General features: G+C 63.3%; 14 protein-coding genes. 6 read left to right on the top strand and 8 right to left on the bottom strand.

Annotation, left to right across the window (positions count from 1 at the left end; genetic code table 11):
* Positions 1-138: 138 nt before the first annotated feature.
* On the bottom strand, positions 139-1,020 hold the full coding sequence (locus WH367_RS15500; protein WP_339536775.1) for an AraC family transcriptional regulator: 882 nt from the start codon (positions 1,018-1,020) through the stop codon (positions 139-141).
* A 133-nt stretch (positions 1,021-1,153) separates the two neighbouring features.
* Between WH367_RS15500 and WH367_RS15495 the strand changes: the two genes are divergently transcribed.
* Together WH367_RS15495 and WH367_RS15490 are read left to right on the top strand one after the other, a co-directional pair.
* Positions 1,154-1,897: an SDR family NAD(P)-dependent oxidoreductase gene (locus WH367_RS15495; RefSeq protein WP_339536774.1), complete on the top strand. Its 744-nt coding sequence runs from the start codon at positions 1,154-1,156 to the stop codon at positions 1,895-1,897.
* A 12-nt stretch (positions 1,898-1,909) separates the two neighbouring features.
* The gene (locus WH367_RS15490) at positions 1,910-2,311 is read left to right on the top strand and encodes a VOC family protein (RefSeq protein ID WP_339536773.1); all 402 of its coding nucleotides are present in this window, start codon (positions 1,910-1,912) and stop codon (positions 2,309-2,311) included.
* A gap of 633 nt (positions 2,312-2,944) precedes the next feature.
* Here WH367_RS15490 and WH367_RS15485 read toward each other — a convergent pair.
* Both WH367_RS15485 and WH367_RS15480 read right to left on the bottom strand, forming a co-directional pair.
* A complete protein-coding gene (locus WH367_RS15485; protein WP_339536772.1) occupies positions 2,945-3,271 on the bottom strand; it encodes a DUF5713 family protein in 327 nt (108 codons plus the stop codon).
* Between the two features lie 88 nt (positions 3,272-3,359).
* Positions 3,360-4,313 (bottom strand): AraC family transcriptional regulator, encoded by a 954-nt coding sequence (locus WH367_RS15480; RefSeq protein ID WP_339536771.1) that lies wholly within the window; start codon positions 4,311-4,313, stop codon positions 3,360-3,362.
* A gap of 92 nt (positions 4,314-4,405) precedes the next feature.
* On the opposite strand from WH367_RS15480, the gene WH367_RS15475 reads away from it, so the two are divergent.
* Both WH367_RS15475 and WH367_RS15470 read left to right on the top strand, forming a co-directional pair.
* On the top strand, positions 4,406-5,257 hold the full coding sequence (locus WH367_RS15475) for an oxidoreductase (RefSeq protein ID WP_339536770.1): 852 nt from the start codon (positions 4,406-4,408) through the stop codon (positions 5,255-5,257).
* A 331-nt stretch (positions 5,258-5,588) separates the two neighbouring features.
* Complete coding sequence (locus tag WH367_RS15470; RefSeq protein ID WP_148293063.1) at positions 5,589-5,783, top strand: hypothetical protein; 195 nt, start codon at positions 5,589-5,591, stop codon at positions 5,781-5,783.
* A 161-nt stretch (positions 5,784-5,944) separates the two neighbouring features.
* Here WH367_RS15470 and WH367_RS15465 read toward each other — a convergent pair whose 3' ends face one another.
* The gene (locus WH367_RS15465; RefSeq protein ID WP_021025664.1) at positions 5,945-6,568 is read right to left on the bottom strand and encodes a DUF2625 domain-containing protein; all 624 of its coding nucleotides are present in this window, start codon (positions 6,566-6,568) and stop codon (positions 5,945-5,947) included.
* A 242-nt stretch (positions 6,569-6,810) separates the two neighbouring features.
* Here WH367_RS15465 and WH367_RS15460 point away from each other — a divergent pair, with 242 nt between their 5' ends.
* Positions 6,811-9,138: a TonB-dependent siderophore receptor gene (locus WH367_RS15460; RefSeq protein ID WP_339536769.1), complete on the top strand. Its 2,328-nt coding sequence runs from the start codon at positions 6,811-6,813 to the stop codon at positions 9,136-9,138.
* Between the two features lie 138 nt (positions 9,139-9,276).
* On the opposite strand, the gene WH367_RS15455 is transcribed toward WH367_RS15460, so the two are convergent.
* The 4 genes from WH367_RS15455 to WH367_RS15440 form a co-directional block, all read right to left on the bottom strand.
* Positions 9,277-11,949: a PepSY domain-containing protein gene (locus tag WH367_RS15455; RefSeq protein WP_339536768.1), complete on the bottom strand. Its 2,673-nt coding sequence runs from the start codon at positions 11,947-11,949 to the stop codon at positions 9,277-9,279.
* Positions 11,950-11,991: 42 nt separating this feature from the next.
* Positions 11,992-14,169: a TonB-dependent siderophore receptor gene (locus WH367_RS15450; RefSeq protein ID WP_339536767.1), complete on the bottom strand. Its 2,178-nt coding sequence runs from the start codon at positions 14,167-14,169 to the stop codon at positions 11,992-11,994.
* A gap of 91 nt (positions 14,170-14,260) precedes the next feature.
* A complete protein-coding gene (locus WH367_RS15445) occupies positions 14,261-16,408 on the bottom strand; it encodes a TonB-dependent receptor family protein (RefSeq protein WP_339536766.1) in 2,148 nt (715 codons plus the stop codon).
* A 233-nt stretch (positions 16,409-16,641) separates the two neighbouring features.
* The gene (locus WH367_RS15440; RefSeq protein WP_339536765.1) at positions 16,642-17,118 is read right to left on the bottom strand and encodes a hypothetical protein; all 477 of its coding nucleotides are present in this window, start codon (positions 17,116-17,118) and stop codon (positions 16,642-16,644) included.
* 511 nt (positions 17,119-17,629) lie between these two features.
* Between WH367_RS15440 and WH367_RS15435 the strand changes: the two genes are divergently transcribed.
* Positions 17,630-18,223, top strand: a complete 594-nt coding sequence (locus tag WH367_RS15435) for a MipA/OmpV family protein (RefSeq protein ID WP_339536764.1) — start codon at positions 17,630-17,632, stop codon at positions 18,221-18,223.
* Positions 18,224-18,278: the final 55 nt, after the last annotated feature.

Here is an 18,278-nt window from a genome sequence, read left to right as displayed (position 1 = left end):
TATCGCCGGCTGCCCCGGGCTGGCTGCCCCGGGCCGGCTGAACGCGGCGCACTGCAGCGGAAAAGGGAGGAACGGCTAAGAGGCCTATGCCCGTGCCGCTCACTGCAGGGGGCGCAAATCCGCTTGCGTGTGCTGTATTCACCGCATGCCTGCGGCAAGACGAGCCGCATCCTTGGCGGGCGGCATTCCGAACGCTCTGGCGTATTCCCGGCTGAATTGGGTCGCGCTCTCGTAACCCACCTCGTGAGCGGCTGACGTGACGTTGTGCCCTGCCGTGATGAGCAGCGTTCTGGCCTGGAGCAGGCGGACCTGCTTTTGGTATTGCAGCGGACTGAGTGAGGTCACCGCCTTGAAGTGGCGATGAAATGCAGAAACGCTCATCGCCGCGTCGGCCGCGAGCGCCTCCATCCGCAAGGGCTGCGCGAACTCATGGCGCAGGCGCTGCACCACCCGGTTGATGCGTGCCAAGGCGGTGTCCGGCGTGGCAATGTCGCGCAGCATCCAACCCATGGGGCCCTGGAGCACGCGGTAGAGAATCTCGCGTTCGTAGGCGGGGGCCAGCACCGCAATGTCTGCCGGAGCCTTCATCAGTCGCAGCATGCGAACCCAGGCGTCCAGCAACTGCGGCGTTACCGCCGCAACGGAGAATCCCGACTCCCTGGCGGGTTCTTGCGCAGCATGGGGCAGATCCGCCAGCAGCTCCGCCAGCAGCGCCGGCACCAGGGTCAGGCTTACGGCCAAGTAGGGCTCCCCGGTGCGGCTTGGGCGCACGACCCCGGCCGCTGGAAGCTCGATGGACATGACAAAGTAGGTGGCAGGATCGTAGTGCAAGGTCTGGCCGCCTACGGACATCGATTTGCTTCCCTGAAGAATGAGATTGACCATCGGTTCGTACACGGCGGCCAGCTGGTGCTCCGGAATAGCCCCCTGCACCATCGCCACGCGCGGGATACCGGTCTCCGTTCTCCGGTTTTCGGCATGGGCCGCCATCGCGCGGAGTTCGTTCAGTTGCTCATTCATGCGACATTGGACCGCGATCTTGGCAGCGGTACAAGCGAACAAGCAGAAATGGGCAGGAGTTAGGCAGGAACAGGTGGGTGAGGTTGAGCGCTAAAGCCTATCGTTGAAGCACTGGAACTTGTTGGAACTTCATATGGACATCGTCGTTATCACCGGAGGCAGCCGAGGCATCGGTGCAAGCACCGCCATTGACTGCGCTCGCCGCGGACAGGGCGTTATCCTGACCTACCACCGAAACCCGGAGGCTGCGCAAAAGGTGGTTCAGCACATCGCCACTGGCGGGGGACAGGCCGTTGCCCTGCCCCTGGACGTGGCCAACATCAGCACGTTTGCGTCCTTCCGGCTCGCGGTGCAGGAGGCCATGGCCTCGACCTGGCAGGCTGACAGGCTATCGGGCCTCGTGAACAACGCGGGTTACGGTATCTTCAACCCCATTGCGGCCGTCACCGAGGACCAGTTCGACGGCTTGATGAACGTGCACTTGAAAGGTCCGTTCTTCCTGACCCAGACTTTGTTGCCGCTGCTCAGAGACGGCGCCAGCATCGTGAACCTGACCAGTGCAACGACGCGCGTGGCCACGGCAGGGGTGGCGCCTTATGCATCGTTCAAAGGGGGCCTCGAAGTGTTGACACGTTACATGGCCAAGGAGTTTGGCGAGCGCCGAATCCGCGTCAACTCGGTGTCACCCGGGGCCATCCGCACGGAGCTGGGTGGCGGCCTCAATGCTGAGTTTGAGCGCTTGCTGGCTGCGCAAACTGCGCTGGGCAGGGTCGGCGAGCCCGACGAGGTCGCGCGTGTGATTGCGATGCTTTTGGCCAGCGACGGCGCCTGGATCAACGCGCAGAACATTGAAGTCGCGGGCGGCTACACCATCTGAAAGGAAGCAGTGATGCTTGACCATGTATTTCTCACGGTGAACCATATCGACCGCTCGCTCACCTTCTACGAAAAGCTGCTCCCTGTCCTTGGCATCACCGCCCGCCACGACTACGACGGCGCAGACGGACCTGCGGGACATCCTGATTTGAAGGGCTTTGGCGCGAAGGGGCGTATGTTTTTTTGGCTTCGGCAGGGCACGGCAGCTCCCGGGGCATTGCACATCGGCTTGGTGGCCGAATCCGAGGAGATGGTGAGGCGCGCCCATGCGGCAGCACTTGCCGCCGGCGGAACCGAGATTCACCCCCCTGGCGCGCAACTGCACTACGACCCCCGTTACTTCGCGGCCCAGGTCCGGGACCTCGATGGCTACAGCCTGGAGTTTGTCTACAAAAGCTGGCAGCACGGTAGCTGACTGGCGAACCACCATCAGCACTGAATGACTTCAATGACGTCATCGAATTCGATGCTGTGCCTGAAAACCTGGATGCGCTATCGGGTGGATGCCAACCCCTCCACCGAGCGGACTTGCCCGCATGGAGTCCGCTGTAGTGCATGCCGCTTGCGGAAGCGCTGAGTCTTCACGGTGTGCAACCAGGAGGCAGATGTCATGCACCTGCTGTCTGCTCGCATTTATCTTGGGTGACCCTGGACGGACGCGGCCACTGGCTGGGGGCATGGCCTTGTTTTCTGGGTTGAACGTATTACGAGCATTGACAGATTTGCCGGTAGCTACCCCTTGTTGACATGGGGTAGTTCTTGTCGTCTACCAAATTTCCCTGCTTGGGCTTGCACTGATCCCTGCATTCTTGAACCTCATCTCTTGCGGCAGGAAGTAGGTACCCCAGCAGGTACGAGCTGCCAATGACCAATCCAAAAGCGATTGCGACCATGCCCCCAGGTGTGAGCCAGGTCGAAAGCTTCTTCATGTGGGGAGTAAATCTGCTTTTCACAGGTTGATGGTCTGGGACGGGCCGGAATAGGCGTTTAACGATTGAATTCAGCGGCCGCTATAGGCTTGCCGCTGAAAAGACGGGATCTGCCTCGCTTACCAGTCCCGGGCACGAATGGCCTCTTCGGTGTCAATGTCCACCTCAAAGAAGCTGAGCATGGCCTCGACCGTGGTGCCAATCGAGTCTCTGGCGACGGTCTCAATCTCACTGCCTCGGTCTTCAAATTCGGCCTGAAGATCGTTGATCTTTTCGGTCATCACATCCAATTGGGACTGAACCGCATCTAACGAATGGCCGCCTTGTCCGACGAACATTGCGACTTCCTGAATGGCATCGCGCAGCTTGTCGACGAGGTCCTTGGGGAAGTAGCCATCGGCGTACATGTCCTGGAGAAACGGAAAATCGTCAGGTAGTTTTTTCATGGTGGCTCCTCATGGGGCGGATTGAATCGAACCGTGGTCATTTTCAGGGATAGAGGTGCTCGATTGCCACGCGTCGATTAAGGGGTAACTAGTGAGAAGTCACAAAAGGTCCCTCCGGCAGCGGCGGCAGAGCGAACGCATGCTTGATGCGTTCCACCTCGGCCTGCGGTGGAAGCCCGAACAGGCGCTTGAACTCCCGGCTGAACTGGGAGGGGCTCTCGTAACCTACAGCTGATGCAGCAGCGGCGGCGGTCATGCCACGCCGCATCATCAGCAGCCGCCCTTGGTGCAGGCGGATGGACTTGAGGTACTGCATCGGCGATACGCGGGTCACGGCCTTGAAGTGGTGGTGGAAAGCGGCCGCACCCAGCCCGGCTTCGTGTGCCAGCATTGCCACGGTCAGTGGACTGGCGTGCTCGCGGTGGATGCGCTGAATGGCACGGCCAATTTGCCCGAAGCGCCCTTGCGCGGCCAGCGAAGCACGCAGGGTTTCGCCATGCTCACCCGTCAGCACGCGGAAGTAGATCTCTCGCAGGATGGAGGGGCCCAGCACCTGGGCTTCCAGCGGTTTGGACATGGCCTGCAAGAGGCGGGTGACTGCGTCGGCGAGGGCTGCATCCATCCTGGAAGACACCAGGCTGGACGGCCTGATCGACCTGATCGACCTGATCGGCGTGGCATGGGGCAGCTGCTCGTCCACCTGGATGGCGATGTCGGCGGCCAGTTGCAAATCCAGCCGCAGGTAGATGGCCAGCAAGGGACGTTCAGCGCTGGCTTCCGTCTGCATGACAAAGGGCACGGGCACGGCTACAGCCAGCACATGCTGCTCGTCGTAGACAAACTCCTGGTCGTCCAGCCAACCGCGCTTGCGTCCCTGGCAGACGATGACGATACCCGGCTCGTACAGCACCGGCGTAACGTCCAAGGGCCGGTTGCTGCGCAACCAGCGCACGCCGGGCAGGGGGCTCAGGGTGTAACCCTCATGGAGCGCCAAGCTGGACAGCAGTGCGGCCATGCGGGGCCTCGGGGTGGAAGTCATCATGGTGTAGGAATAGGCAATGACCGGATAGCGTACGCCATTTCTGGATGCCGCGTGCTTGCCTACCATTTGGCCTCGTACCTTCAGGAGCCAGCATGCGCGATTCATCCTCTAAAACTTTCTTTATCACCGGCGTCAGCAGCGGCTTTGGGAAGGCTCTTTCCCAAGTGGCGCTGGCCGCAGGGCACCGCGTCATCGGCACCGTGCGCAGGGCCGAAGACGCACAGGCATTCCAGGCGATGCACCCTGACCAAGCGATAGCCCGGCAGCTGGATGTCACCGACCACGCGGCAGTTGAGCGGGTGGCCCAGGACGTGGAAAAGGCAATCGGGCCGGTGGACGTCATCGTCAACAACGCCGGCTACGGCTACGAGGGCATCCTGGAAGAGAGCCCGCTGGAAGATCTGCGGCGGCAATTTGACGTCAATGTCTTCGGTGTGGTTGCGGTCATCAAGGCCTTCCTCCCTTTTATGCGGGCCCGCCGCCGTGGGCGCATTCTGAACATCACATCGATGGGCGGCTTTATCACCATGCCGGGCATTGCGTACTACTGCGGCAGCAAGTTTGCGCTGGAAGGGATCTCCGAAGCGCTGGGCAAGGAGGTTGCAGCGCTGGGCATTGACGTGACGGCCGTCGCGCCGGGCTCATTCCGGACAGACTGGGCCGGACGCTCGATGGTGCGCGCACCCCGCAGCATCAGCGACTATGACGCGCTGTTTGATCCCGTGCGAGCGCGCCGCCAAGCCGTCAGCGGAAAGCAGCTAGGCGACCCGGCCAAAGCAGCCGCTGTGATGCTGCGCATCGCCACTGCCGCCGAGCGGCCGCCCGCACATCTGCTGCTGGGCAGTGATGCGCTGGAGCTGGTGCGCGGCAAGTTGGGCGCCATGCAGGCAGGGCTGGGGCAATGGGAGGATGTCAGTTGCTCGACTGACAGTGTTGCGGGCTAGGCGCGGCCGATGGGGTTGGAGGCGGCAATGCCCGAATCCGGCTGCGTTCGCTGTGTTGACCGCAAGTGAGTACGGCTCTGGCCAACGGCCTGGCTACCGCCGTCAGATATTTACGGCTGCCTGTTTACCGGCTCGGGATGCCGCATTCCAGTGCCTACTCTGCTTTCGGATTGTTGCGCAAGCAAGTGATGTCGACCGGACAAATAGCAGCGATTGTCGAGCAATCAAGCTTGATATAAGTTATTGATTTAACTTATTTTTTATGTGCGTAATCGTTGCATTTTGTTTTGGGTCAGTTACCATTTCTGCTCAAGAGACTGGGGAGACAAGCATGTCAGATTCTGCTGAAGAGGATGGAACACCGGACTCCTATTTAAAGGCGTTGAAGGCGGAAGGCGCCGAGCTATTGATGCAGGCGACCCAAGACGATGCGCATGCAAGAGCACGGCTGTCGTTGATTGATGCCAAGATTGACCAGCTGACCCGCCCGATCACGAGCGGGAGCTGGGCAGAGCGCGAGGTGTGAATGCTTGCGAAGCGTTGGGGCAGGTCTGAAGCCGCTGGTTTGCTGGTGCATCCGCCATTGAGGCGTTAAGCAAAGACTCCAATTGTTGGTCAACGACCTGAGGCGGTGAGTCGCTACGGCTGAAAAGACCTCAGCTTCTGTCCCCTGATGACATTCAATCTCTAACCTATGTTCAGAGCGTATTGCTCCGCAACTGGTACCGCGCGTCTTGAACTAGTCTGTGTTGACCCTTCTTGTGTATGGAGGAAGGGATAGAAGCTGAAGCACTGGTCGCCCAGCAAATTGCGTACATCTTCCTGCCACCCATCCCAGCGCATCTGAGCGTAGAACGTGTGGAGACGTTGGGTCATCGCCCATTGTGTGAACGCTGTGTGACCAATATCCAAGCTCTCCCACTGAAGTGTGTCTGGTGCCAGATAGTGCACTACCCCTATGTCGCCGTCGAAGGCTCCCCCATTGAGTGCAAAGAAGCCACCGACGACATCATCTGCCACAAGGCAAAATCCATTCGACCGCGCCGCGTTCCACGCGGCGATATTGCGAGGTAGCCTGGTGTGCCCAGAGCCAAGCAGCCTTAGCCAGCCACCATCTATCAGGATGCCGCCCGTTCCATAGGCAATGGCACCTAGAACGGAGCGGGTCGTCACTTGTAGCTCAACGAGAACATCACCATTGTTGGCTGAAGGGGGAAGTATCTCGACGGGGAGTTCAGCCTCGCGGATCCATTGTTCGACAAGTGGAAGGGCCGGCTCTTGAGTTTCCAGCAGTTCATCGAGTGGTCGCATAAAGGCTCTTTCATTTCTGCATCTAGTTGCATTGGCTGGTTGAATTTACAGCCCCGAGTCGTCATCGTGGCATCACCTGCAACCCCGGCACCGCTTCCCCTTCAAAAATAATCCAAATTTTTTACCCAACCGACCTGAGGGTTCTGCCCGCCCGTGCGACTCCATGGGTAGTGCTGGCTATTTCCAGGCAGTTGGAGACCTTGTTTATGCGGCAGTCGCGCAGTGTTTTTGCACCCCGGGCCTTGGCCCTGTCTTTGTTCGTGGCCGGGGCCATTCCCGCTTGGGCCCAGGCCCAGGCGGAGGCCCCGGCCCAGGTGGCGATTGCGGCCCAGCCTTTGGGGCAGGCGATCCATACCCTGGCCCAGCAAACGGGGCTGCAGCTGCTGTACGCCCCGGCGGTGGTGGCGGGCAGGCAGGGGCCGGCGGTGTCTGGCAGCATGGCGCCGCGCCAGGCGCTGGCGCAATTGCTGGCGGGCAGTGGCCTGGTGGTGGTGCCCCAGGGGCGGGCCCTGGTGATCAAACCGGCCGAAGCAGCCGCGCCGCAGAGCGGGGCCGAGACCACCTTGGCGCCGGTGACGGTGCAGGCCGATGCGCTGCGCGAGAGCGCCGCTGGCCCCGTGGGCGGCTTTGTGGCCCGGCGCAGTGCGACGGCGACCAAGACCGATACGCCGCTGTCGGAGACCCCCATGTCGGTGACGGTGGTGCCGCGCGAGCAGATTGTGGCCCAGGGCGCCGATTCGCTGGATCAGGCGCTGGAGTACTCGGCGAGCATCATGCCGCTGCAGGGTGGGGCGATGCGCCATGTTGGCACGGGCTTTACCGTGCGCGGCTTCAACGTGACCGGGGCGGCGCCGCTGTACCTGAATGGTGCGCGCTTTCCGATCAACTCGCTGAGCGGGGCGGTGGAGCCCTATGCCTATGAGCGGGTGGAGGTGCTCAAAGGCCCGGCCTCGATTTTGTACGGACAGGCGGCGCCGGGCGGCGTCTTCAACCTGGTGAGCAAGCGCCCCACCGATGAGCCGCTGCGCGAGGTGGAGCTGCAGCTGGGCAGCTGGAACAAAAAGCAGATCGCCGCTGATGTGAGCGACAAGCTGACCGAGGACGGCCGCATGCGCTACCGGCTGACCGCGCTGGCGCGCGATGCGGACGGCATGATCGACGAGATGCGCAATGACCGCCTGTCGCTGTCGGCCGCCATTGACTGGAAGCTGACCCCCGACACTGACCTGACGCTGCTGGCCAATCTGAACAAGAGCCGCGCCAACTACGACGTGGGCAAGCCGCTGGATGGCAGCCTGCTGCCCAACCCCAATGGGCGCATTGGGCGCAGCACGTTTTTGGGCGAGCCGGGTTTTGACCACTTTGATGTGAAAGGTGCGACCTTGGGCTATCTGCTGGAGCAGCGGCTGAATACGCAATGGCGCTTCAAGCAGAACCTGCTGGCCTATGACCACAAAGCCGACAACGCCTATGCCGGCGTGCAGGCCCGGGTGGACGCGGCCAACCCCCGCATGGTGGGCCGCTATGGTCTGACGCGGCTGGACAAGGACCGGGGCTGGGGCGTGGACAACCAGCTGATCGGCCAGCTGGCCCACGGCCGTTTTGAGCACACCTTGCTGTTGGGCCTGGACTGGGCGCAGACCCGTTTTGCGCGCAAGCAGGAGTTTGGCAGCATGCCGGCCATCGATGTGTTCAACCCCGTCTACGGCGCGCAGCCCAGCTTGAATGCGCCCGCCTATTCCAAGGAGGCGATGCGCCAGGTGGGCATCTATGTGCAGGACCAGATCAAGTACGACCAGCGCTGGGTGCTGATGGTGGGTGGGCGCTATGACCGGGCGCGCTCGGATTTGATCTCGGACGATGTGGTGGAGAACTCGCATGCCTTCACGCCGCGCGTGGGCGTGATGTATTTGATGGACAACGGCCTGTCGCCGTACTACAGCTACAGCCGCTCTTTCCAGCCCTCATCGGGCATGGATTTCAGTGGCCGTACCTTCAAGCCCACCACCGGCAAGCAGCATGAGATTGGCCTGAAGTACGAGCCCAAGGGCATGGATGCGTCGGTCACCTTGGCGGCCTACGAGATCAAGCAGCAGAACGTGCTGACCAGCGACCCCGACCATGTGGGCTTTTTGCAGCAGACCGGCGAGGTGCGATCGCGTGGCCTGGAGCTGGAGGGCCGCGCCCAGATCAAGCGCCAATGGGATGTGGTGGTGGCCCTGTCGACCACCGATGCCAAGGTGACGCGCAGCAGCACCGGCAACCAGGGCACGACCCCCGTATCGGTGCCGCGCAATATGGCATCGCTGTGGGCCGATTACCGCGTCGACGCACTGCCGGGCCTGAGCCTGGGCGCCGGTGTGCGCCATGTGGGCTGGCAAGAGATAGACCGCATGCGCATGCCCACCTACACCTTGCTGGATGCCGCTGTGCGCTACCAGTACCAGCAATGGCAGTTTGCGCTGAATGTGAAGAATCTGGCCGACAAGACCTACCTGTCGGCCTGCACCGGCGTCTGCCTGTATGGCGATGCGCGCAATGTGACCTTGACGGCGCGGGTGAATTGGTAAGAGGGAGGAGGGCAGCGGCGCGGGCATGGCGCTGCTGCTGCCGACTGCTGCAGCCCCAGCCCAAAGACAAAAGGCGTGGACCCGAGGGTGCCACGCCTTTTTTATCGCTGCTTCAGCCCATGCGCTGCAGCGCCGGCCTCAGTACACATCGCGCCGGTACCGGCCCTCGTCGATCAGGGCATTCAGCCCTTCTTCGCCGAGCAGCTCGGTCAGCGCCTCATCCACACCGGTGGCCATGCCGTCATAGCTGCCGCAGACGTAGATGACGGCGCCCCGGGCCAGCCAGGCCTGGAGCGGCTCGGCGGCGGCGCGCAGAGCATCTTGCACATAGCGGTGCGGGCCTTGGCCAAGAGCCTGGTGGCTGGCATCGCGGGCGTCGCGCGAGTAGGCATAGTCGGCGCGTGCGATCTGGCCATGGGCCTGCCAGACGCAGACCTCGTCTTCGGCATAGGAGTCGTGCGCGCGGCGGCGTTCGCCAAAGATCAGCCAGTTGTCGAACTGGCCCTGGGCGATGCGGTGGCGCAGGTGGCCGCGCAGGCCGGCATAGCCCGAGCCATTGCCCATAAAGATGGCAGGCCGCGCATCGCCGACCAGCGGCGCAAAGCCGGGGTTGTCGACCAGGCGCAGCGCGATGCTACTGCCCAGTGCCGCATGCGCCGTGAGCCAGCCCGAGGCCAGGCCCAGCTGCGGGGCGGCGCCTGGCTGCTCGCGCAGGGTTTGGCGCACATAGAGGCGAATGCGGCCATCGGCCGGCAAGGAGGCCAGTGAGTAGCTGCGCGGGGCCAGCGGATGGAGCTGGTCGGCCACGGCCTGGGCAGAGGTGGCGGGGGCCGAGAGCGTGGGCAGCTCGGAGGCGCTGAGCGCATCGCGCAGGCTGCAGGCGCTGCCGCGCCACTGCACGGCGGCGTTGCCATCGAGCTGCTGCGCCTGCAGCCAGGCATCGACCTGGGCGGGCGCATGAGCGGCCTTGACCTCGACCAGGCCACCGGCCTGCCATTGCAGCGCTTGCTCAGGCGCAAAGCCCAGCTCCACCTGGTAGAGCGGCTGGCCGCTGCTGCCGGGGTTGAGGTGGTGGCGGCTGATCAGCTGAGCGGGCGCAAAGACGGCGTCGGGCGCATCGGAATCGGCGACGCTGGCAGCGGCATTGTCTGCCGCCGTGGCGGGTGCTGCGTTCACGCCCCAGTGCGCAGCCAGGGCCTGCAGCCAGGCTTGCCAGGCGCTGTCGTCTTCCGCATCCATGGTGATGGGCGCAAACACGGGCTGGGCGCCCAGGCGCTCCAACTGTGCAGCCAGCGCCAGGCCAAAGCCGCAGAACTGGCTGTACTGGCGGTCACCCAGGGCCAGCATGCCAAAGCGCTGGTGCGCCAATGGTGTGCCCTCGGCCTGCTGCAGCAGGCGCGCCAGGCGGCGAGCGCTGTCGGGCGGCTGGCCTTCGCCAAAGGTGCTGGCCACCCAGAGCAACTGGCGCTGCGGCTGCAGCTGGGCCATGTCCAGGTTGGCTGCGGGCAGCAGCTGCGCGGCCAGGCCGGCGCTGCGCAGGCGCGCCACGGTGCGCACGGCCAGTTGCTGGGCATGGCCTGCCTGGCTGGCGTAAACCACGGCAATGCTGGCGCCGGTGTTGGCACCGGTGGCGGGGCTGGGCTGCGCGCCATATCCTTCTAGCAGTGCGCGCTGGGCCTTGGCGGCGGCGCGGGATGTGCGGCGCCGCTCCAGGTAGAGCAGCCAGCCGGTGATCGCAAACAGCGGCATCATCAGCGCCGCCACGGTGACGATGACGCGGCCCGTCAGCCCAAAATAGGTGCCGGTGTGCAGCGGGTAGATGGCAGCTAGCGCGCGGCGGCCGGCGGGCAGATCGGCAAAGCGGTCGTCGCGCTGCACGCTGCCATCGAGGCTCAGGCTGAGCTGGTTGCGCGCGCGGTCATGCGGGGCACCGGCGCCCCACCAGCTGAACTGCACGGGCTGGTCGGCGCGCTGGGGCAGGCGCATTTGCGCAAACTGCCAGCCACTGGCCAGCTGCGCAAAGCCTTGCCAGGCCGGCTCCAGCGTGGCGGGCTCGATCTGCAGCGGCGGCGCCTTGCGGGCGGCCTCTTGCGCGGCCGATTGCTCGGCGCGGGCCGCTGCGCGGGAGGGCGCGCCCATCCAGCGGTCCACCGGCGCACGCACCGCATCAAAGGCCCAGTACATGCCGGTCAGGGTCAGCATCACATAGACGACCAGCACCCAGGTGCCGGCCACCGAGTGCAGGCCCCACAAAAACGGCCTGCCCTTGCGCCGTACATTGAAGGTGAGCCAACTGCGCCAGGACAGCGGCTTGGCCGGCCAGCGCAGGTACAGGCCCGAGAGCGACAGCAGCAGCAGGCACAGCGAGAGGCTGCCCGTTATCGGTTTGCCATCGTCGCGCGGCAGCAGCAGCCAGCGGTGCAGGCGCTCGTTCCATTCAAAAAACTCGCGGCCGCTTTGCGCCGGCAGCTGGGCGCCGGTATAGGGGTGGAGGTAGACGCTCTGGCCCCGGCGCTCACCTTTCTCCGGCGCAAAGGCCAGCTGGGCGCTGCGCCCGGGCTCGGCGTACAAGGTAATGCGGTCGATACGGCGCTGCTCACCGCTGGCCCGCACTGCCGCCAGCAACTGGGGCGGTGTCAGCGCCGGGCTTGGCTGCACCGGCACGCTGGCGGTCCCCGGGTTGGCCCAGTCCAGCACCTCGTCCTGGAAGGAATAGGTGGCGCCGGTGAGGCCAATGACGATCAGCACCGTGCCTGCGGTGATGCCGATCAGCCAGTGGATCTGGAACCAGATATTTTTAAAACTCCACATGCTCGTCTTTGTTGTCTTTTGATTCTGTCGGACTGCTCAAGTTTAGAAATCGACGACCGCGCGCAGCACGGCCTGGCGGCGCTCACCCAGGGACACATAGATGGGGCTGCCCGAAGAGCTCACATAGTTCTTGTCGAACAGGTTCTTGACGTTGAGCTGCAGCTTGACCATGCGGCCGCTCCAGGGGCGCTCCCAGCTGACAAAGCTGTCGGCCACGGTGTAACCCGCGTTGTTGAAGCTGTTGGCGGCATCGCCCGCGCGGCGGCCCACATGGCGCAGGCCGGCGCCGGCACGCCAGCGGCCACTGTTGCTGGCTGCAAAATCATAGGCGGCAAAGAGCGAGGCGGTGTGGCGCGCCACATTGGCCAGGCGGTTGTCCTGGTATTGCGGGTCGTCGGTGACGGCAGCATCGGTGTAGGCATAGGTGCCAATCAGCTGCCACTGCTTGCCCAGGCGGCCAGCGGCATCCAGCTCCAGGCCGCGCGAGCGGGCACCGCCCACGGCGCGGGCATAGCTTTGGCCGTCGATGGTCTCGTTCACCACCACGTTGCGCTTGCGAATGTCATAGAGCGCAGCGGTGGCAGTGATGCCGGCGGGCGACTCCCACTTGGTGCCCAGCTCCCAGGCCTTGGCGGTCTCGGGCGGCAGGGTGCCGATGACGCTGCCAATGCTGCTTTGCGGCTTGAAGGATTCGCTGTAGCTGCCGTAGATGGACCATTCGGTACTGGGCTGCCAGACCAGGCCGGCGCGCGGCACAAACTTGCTGCCATCCGATTCGCTGCCCACTACAAAGGGCCGGCCCTTGCCCGCGATCTGGTCGTAGTGCTGCCAGCGCCCGGCCAGCTGCAGCAGCCACTGGGGCGAGAGGCGGATCGAATCCTGCGCGAACAGTGCCTGCTGGCGGATCTTGTCGCTCTGGGCGCTTTGCGCCTCGTCAATCGTGGTGGCATTGGGCAGGTTGCCGTAGACCGGGTCGTAGACATTGAAGCCGCCGCTGTTGCTGCCCCGGATGATGTCGCGGCGGAAGATATTGCTGTCTTCGGCGTCGAACCCGGCCAGGATCTCGTGCGTCATGCCGCCCGCCTGCAGCTTGCCTTCCAGGTTGATCTGGCCGACATGCTGCTGGCTCAATGCGCCGCGCGTGCCATCGGGCCGGCGCGTGAGAATGCCGGTCGTGGGGTTGAGCGACACCGGCCGGGCCTGGTAGTCGTCATAGCGGTTGCGGTTGTAGCTGTAGGCGGCGTTGAGCTTCCACTGGCTATTGAGGCTGTGCTGGGCCTGCACGGTGAAAAAGTCCGAATCGCCCAGGGTGCGGTTGTAGGCCTCGTCCAAGCGCTCGCGGCGGTCGATGGCCACCGGGCGGCCGGTGCGGCTGTCGATCACGGTGCCCCGGTCAAAAGGCTGCTCATAGTCGGTGTGCTCGTAGGACATGCGCACATAGGTGTCGCGCCCATACCAGGCCAGCGACGGGGCGATGACGGTCTGGCGGTTCTTGCCAAAGTTGCGCCAGTAGTCGACATCGCTGGTGTCGGCGATAAAGCGGTAGGCCAGGCCTTGTTCGCCGATGGGGCCGGTCAGATCGAACGAGGCACCGCCGCCGCCGTAGCTCGACAGCGAGGCGCCCACCTGGCCGGCAAAGCTGAGCTGGGGCTTTTTGGTGACCATGTTGATGACGCCGCCCGGGTCCATCGTGCCGTAGAGCACCGAGCTGGGGCCCTTGAGCACTTCGACCCGCTCGGTCGTGAAGGTGAGGTTGCGGGCCAGCACGGTGCGGATGCCATCGCGCAGGATGGAGCCATCGCGGTTGAAGCCAAAGCCGCGCTTGATCACCGCATCCTGCGTGCCGCCCAAGGTATTGGCCTGGGTGATGCCGCTGACGTTGTAGAGCGCCTCGTCGATGGAGCGCACCTGCTGATCCTGCAGCACCTGGGCGGGCACCACGGCAATGGCCTGGGGCACATCGCGCAGGGCCGCATCGCTGCGGGTGGCGGTGGTGGCGCGCTTGGGCTGGTAGCCCACTTCCTGCGCTTTTTCTTGCACGATGACCTGGGGCAGCACCGCCTCAGCGGCCGGGGCGGTGGTGGCGCTGGTGACCGTATCCGACGCGGTTTGTGCAACGGCGGGCCAGGCAGCAATCGCCAGCGCGATGCTGCTCAGGCAGGTCAGCGGGTGGACGGCGGTGGAGCGGGCGGAGCGGGCGGTGGTGCGAGAAGGGGTCATCAGAGGGTCACAAAACAGGCGAAGCCATCGGCAAAAAAGACCCGCATCAGCTGTTGCGGGTCTTGTGTTACGAAGGCGGGTAATAGGTGGATCAGAACGCGTAGCGGCCCTGGACGTAGAAGGTGCGCGGCGCGCCAACCATGCGGCCGGGGTTGCCGTCGACATTGCGGGTGTAGTAGCGGTGGTCGGCGATGTTGTTCACGCCGACCATGATTTCGCTGCCCTTGTACTGCGGCACCTTCCAGCTGACCTGGGCGTTCCACAGGCGAAAGCCGGGGATGCGGCCCACATTGGCATTGGCCGATTCGGCCTCGGTGTTGGCCAGGTCCGAGTACTGCTTGCTCTGGTGCGTGCTCGACAGGTTGAAGCCCCAGGCATTGCGCTCATAGCGCACGCCGACGGTGTCGGTGTTGCGGGAGTAGAAAGGCACATCGAGCCCGGCCGTGGTGCCGGATTTCTGGATCGCCTTGGTGTAGGTGTAGTTGCCATACACCGTGGTGCCTGCCAGCGCGCTGGCCTTGTCAAAGCTGTACTCCAGCGCCAGCTCCAGGCCCTGGTGCTTGGTGGCGCCAATATTGGCAAAGGTGACGGGCACGACGCCGGGCGTCTGCAGGATCTGGTTGTCAAAGCGCAGGTCAAACACCGTGGCCTCGGCGCGCCACTGCTTGTCTTGCCAGCGGGCACCGATTTCCTTGGTCTTGGCCACTTCGGGGCGCAGTGGGTTGGCCGCCGTTTGCGAGTTCAGCTGGATGTTCTGCACCGGGCCGAACGAGGTGGTGTAGTTGGCAAACAGCGTGAGGGCGGGGTTGACCAGGTAGGACACGCTGACCGAGGGCAGCCACTTGTTGTTGCGCGTGTCAAAGCTCTGCGCGCCGCTCAGGTCATCGCGCTCGGACTTGATGTGCTCAAAGCGCAGGCCCGGGGTGATGCGCCAGGCACCGATGGCGATGCGGTCATCGATATAGCCGGCATGGGCATCGGTGGCGTTGTCGAACGAGGTGGTGGCGCCCATCACATTGGTGGACAGGTTCAGCAGGCTGCTGTTGTCGTCACCGCGCTCGCGGATGAAGCGGTAGCCCACGGTCACGTCATGCGTGCTGCTGCCCAGCGCAAAACGCTGGGTGTAGCGGGGCTCGATGCCCAGGGTCTGGTAGTTGCGCGGCTGGTAGTTGATCTGGGTCTGCGCGGCATTGATCAGGCGGCTGGAGCGCGAGCTGTCGTTGTAGTAGGCGCGGATCTCGAACTCTTGCGTGTCCGAGATGGTGTTGATGTAGCCCAGGTCCAGGCCCTTGCGCTCGCCATCCCACATGTCGGTGGGGCGGGTGTTCTGGAAAGGGTTGGCGTTGTACTGGGCGACCGTGAGGCCCCCGGGCGTGTTGGAGCGCACATCGTAGTAAGACAGCTTGCCGTAGACCTCGGACGTGCCCGACAGCGCATAGCGGAACTTCAGCGCCACGTCGTTCAAACGCTCATCGCTGTCCTTGCGCCATTCGGAGCCCGTCATGCCCGAGTACAGCAGCGCCCAGCCCAGGCCGTTGTCCAGCTGCGAGCCCAGGAAGGTGCTGTAGAGCGTGTTGTTCTCTCCGCCTTTGCCAAAGCCGTTGTAGCGCAGGGTCACGTCGCCGGTGATGTCCTTGCTGGTGGGGATGGCGCGGGTGTTGAAGTTGATGATGCCGCCGACGTTTTGCGGGCCATAGCGCACCGCGCCGCCGCTGCGCACCACATCGATGGACTCGATATTGGCCAGGCTCACCGGCGCAAACGACAGCTGGGGCTGGCCGTAGGGCGCCACGGCCAGCGGCACGCCATCGAGCAGCACGGTCGAGCGCGGCGAGTAGCGGCCGGTCAAACCGCGCACCCCGATATTGAGCGACACCGCACTGCCGGCGGTGCCGGAGTTGTCGCTGCTTTGCACGCCGGGGATGCGGCGCATCACATCGCCGATGCTGGAGGCGCCGCTGTTCTCGATCACGTCCTTGTCGACGATGGTGCGGGCACCGGCAAAGGTCTTGAGCTGGTTCTGCAGACCGCTGCCCAGCAGATCGCCGGAGACCTGGATGGTCTCCAGGGTGCTTTCTGCGACCGGCTCGTCATCGGCGGCCGCTGTAGCCGCTGCATCGGCCGTTTGGGCCAGCGCGCTGGCCGCTGGTGCCAGGCTGATCAGGACGGCTGCGGTGATCTGGCTCAGGGCGGGACGGGGGCCCGATGGCTTGCGCGAAGTGCGGGTAGATGCGGACATGGTGAAGGCAGCAAAAAACGAGGCGGGCACAGCACAACGGCGCCAGTCAGGGGCGCCGCAGCGTGCTTGGCCAGGGGATGAGTGTTAGGAATGAGAACGAATTGTATTTAAAACCCATGCGGCTCCCACAGCTATTGCAGCGCTTGCGGCCTAAAAAGCGGTGATCCAGTGTGAATACCTACTTGTGGGGTGTGTATGTATGTTGCTTTGGGGCAACTACGCGGGACATCTCCCTACTCGTAGCAGGGTGCCGGGCAGGGCGGCAACGGGGCGTCATCCTTGCTTTGATGGCCGCTAGCAGCGCATTGCGGTTGCTCGCCCACTGCTAAGTTCAGCAGCCGCCAGGGGCGATCCGTAGGAAGCATGGGTTGGGTTGATTGATCCTCCCATGCGAGACGGGCATCTCGCTCCTGCAGCGGCAACCAGAATCGCAATGCCGCCAAGGCGTGCTCCAGCGACACCCCGTTTACTTGGAAGCCTCGATGCTCATGCGCAACCAGGTGGATATCGCCGTCTGCGGAGACCTCCATGATGAGGTTTCCGTAATCTACGCCTTCACCCAGGCACGCGATGGTGATCACATTCCCAGGTCTGAGATGGGCCTCCGTGGTGGCAAAGGCTGAGGCTTCGCAGGCGGCGTGCGCGACCAGCTGAATCGGCTCAACGCCGCAGCGCTCAACCTCGATCTGGAAGTGGGTGTTGGGTCGCATGCAATGGGCCTGGCTAGATGACGATGTACGAGAGGGGTGTTCAGCGAACCGAATACGGGGTGTATTGCACACTTAAAGGCAACTTGGCGGTTGTCGGCGCCATCCAGCGCTAGGATCTGACTGATCTTGCAAATTGGTGTCCTTGTAGATCAAGGACATTTGCAGAATCAGTGATAACAGTTGATCCAGCCATTCTCACACTCTTGCAAAGGTCCTAGAGGCCAATCCAAGTGTGCTCTGCGAACGGACTGGTCGATGGCAGCTTGCGTAAAGATCCTACCCACCTGGCCAGCTTGCCGAGCTCGTTCCGATGGCGGCTTGCGACCCGAAGCGGGCATCGACCCATAGCAGAAGTGGACATTTGCGAGCGAACTAGGAATTCTTTTCAACTGTTTCGGCCCTCTGATTCACAAGCCGGGGAACGCACATTAAATACTTGAGCCGAGTAAGTGCGCAGTAATAGGACCTCGCTGAAGATTGTTTCCGTTCTAACTTAAAGACGGCTGTCTTCATGTCCTCCTTTGGCAATTTCCACTTTTCGCCACACGCCGCTCGGCGAGCTTTCCGTAACGCTGCCGCATGTGCGACTTTCGCGGCGATGACCAGCAACGCGCTCGCCGAGGCTGACCCTACAGCTGACGGAACGCAGTGGGGTTTGGGCCTCGCTGCTGGGGTGTTCCAACAACCGTATGCTGGTTCCGACAACAAGAACCGCGCATTGCCGCTGCTTTACGTAGAAAACAGCTGGTTGCGAATCGCGGGCCCGACAGCGGATGTGAAACTGGGCACTCTCCAGGGACGCTACGGCTCCCTCTCGTTCACCGGTCGGCTCAAGTACGACGGTGTGGGCTATGAAGCAAAAGACTCCCCAATACTGATAGGCATGGACAAACGGAAGGAAAGCTTTTGGGCCGGAGGTTCGGTAATCTGGAATACATCCATCGCGCGCACTTCGCTGGAGCTGCTTGGAGACGCCTCTGGAAACAGTAAGGGCAAACAATTGCAGCTGCAAGTGGATCGACGCTTTAATTTTGGGGCGCTGTCTTTCACGCCCCGCGTCCAGGCCCAATGGCTTGACAAGAATGAATCGCCCCGACTTGGCTAGACACTCTTGAGCCGTTGGGAATGGCGCTGTTCAAACTCGATGGGCGATAGCCCTG

This window comes from Comamonas sp. MYb21, from assembly GCF_037479395.1.
Taxonomy (GTDB): Bacteria; Pseudomonadota; Gammaproteobacteria; order Burkholderiales; family Burkholderiaceae_C; genus Comamonas.
This window is presented reverse-complemented; position numbering and strand designations above follow the sequence as displayed.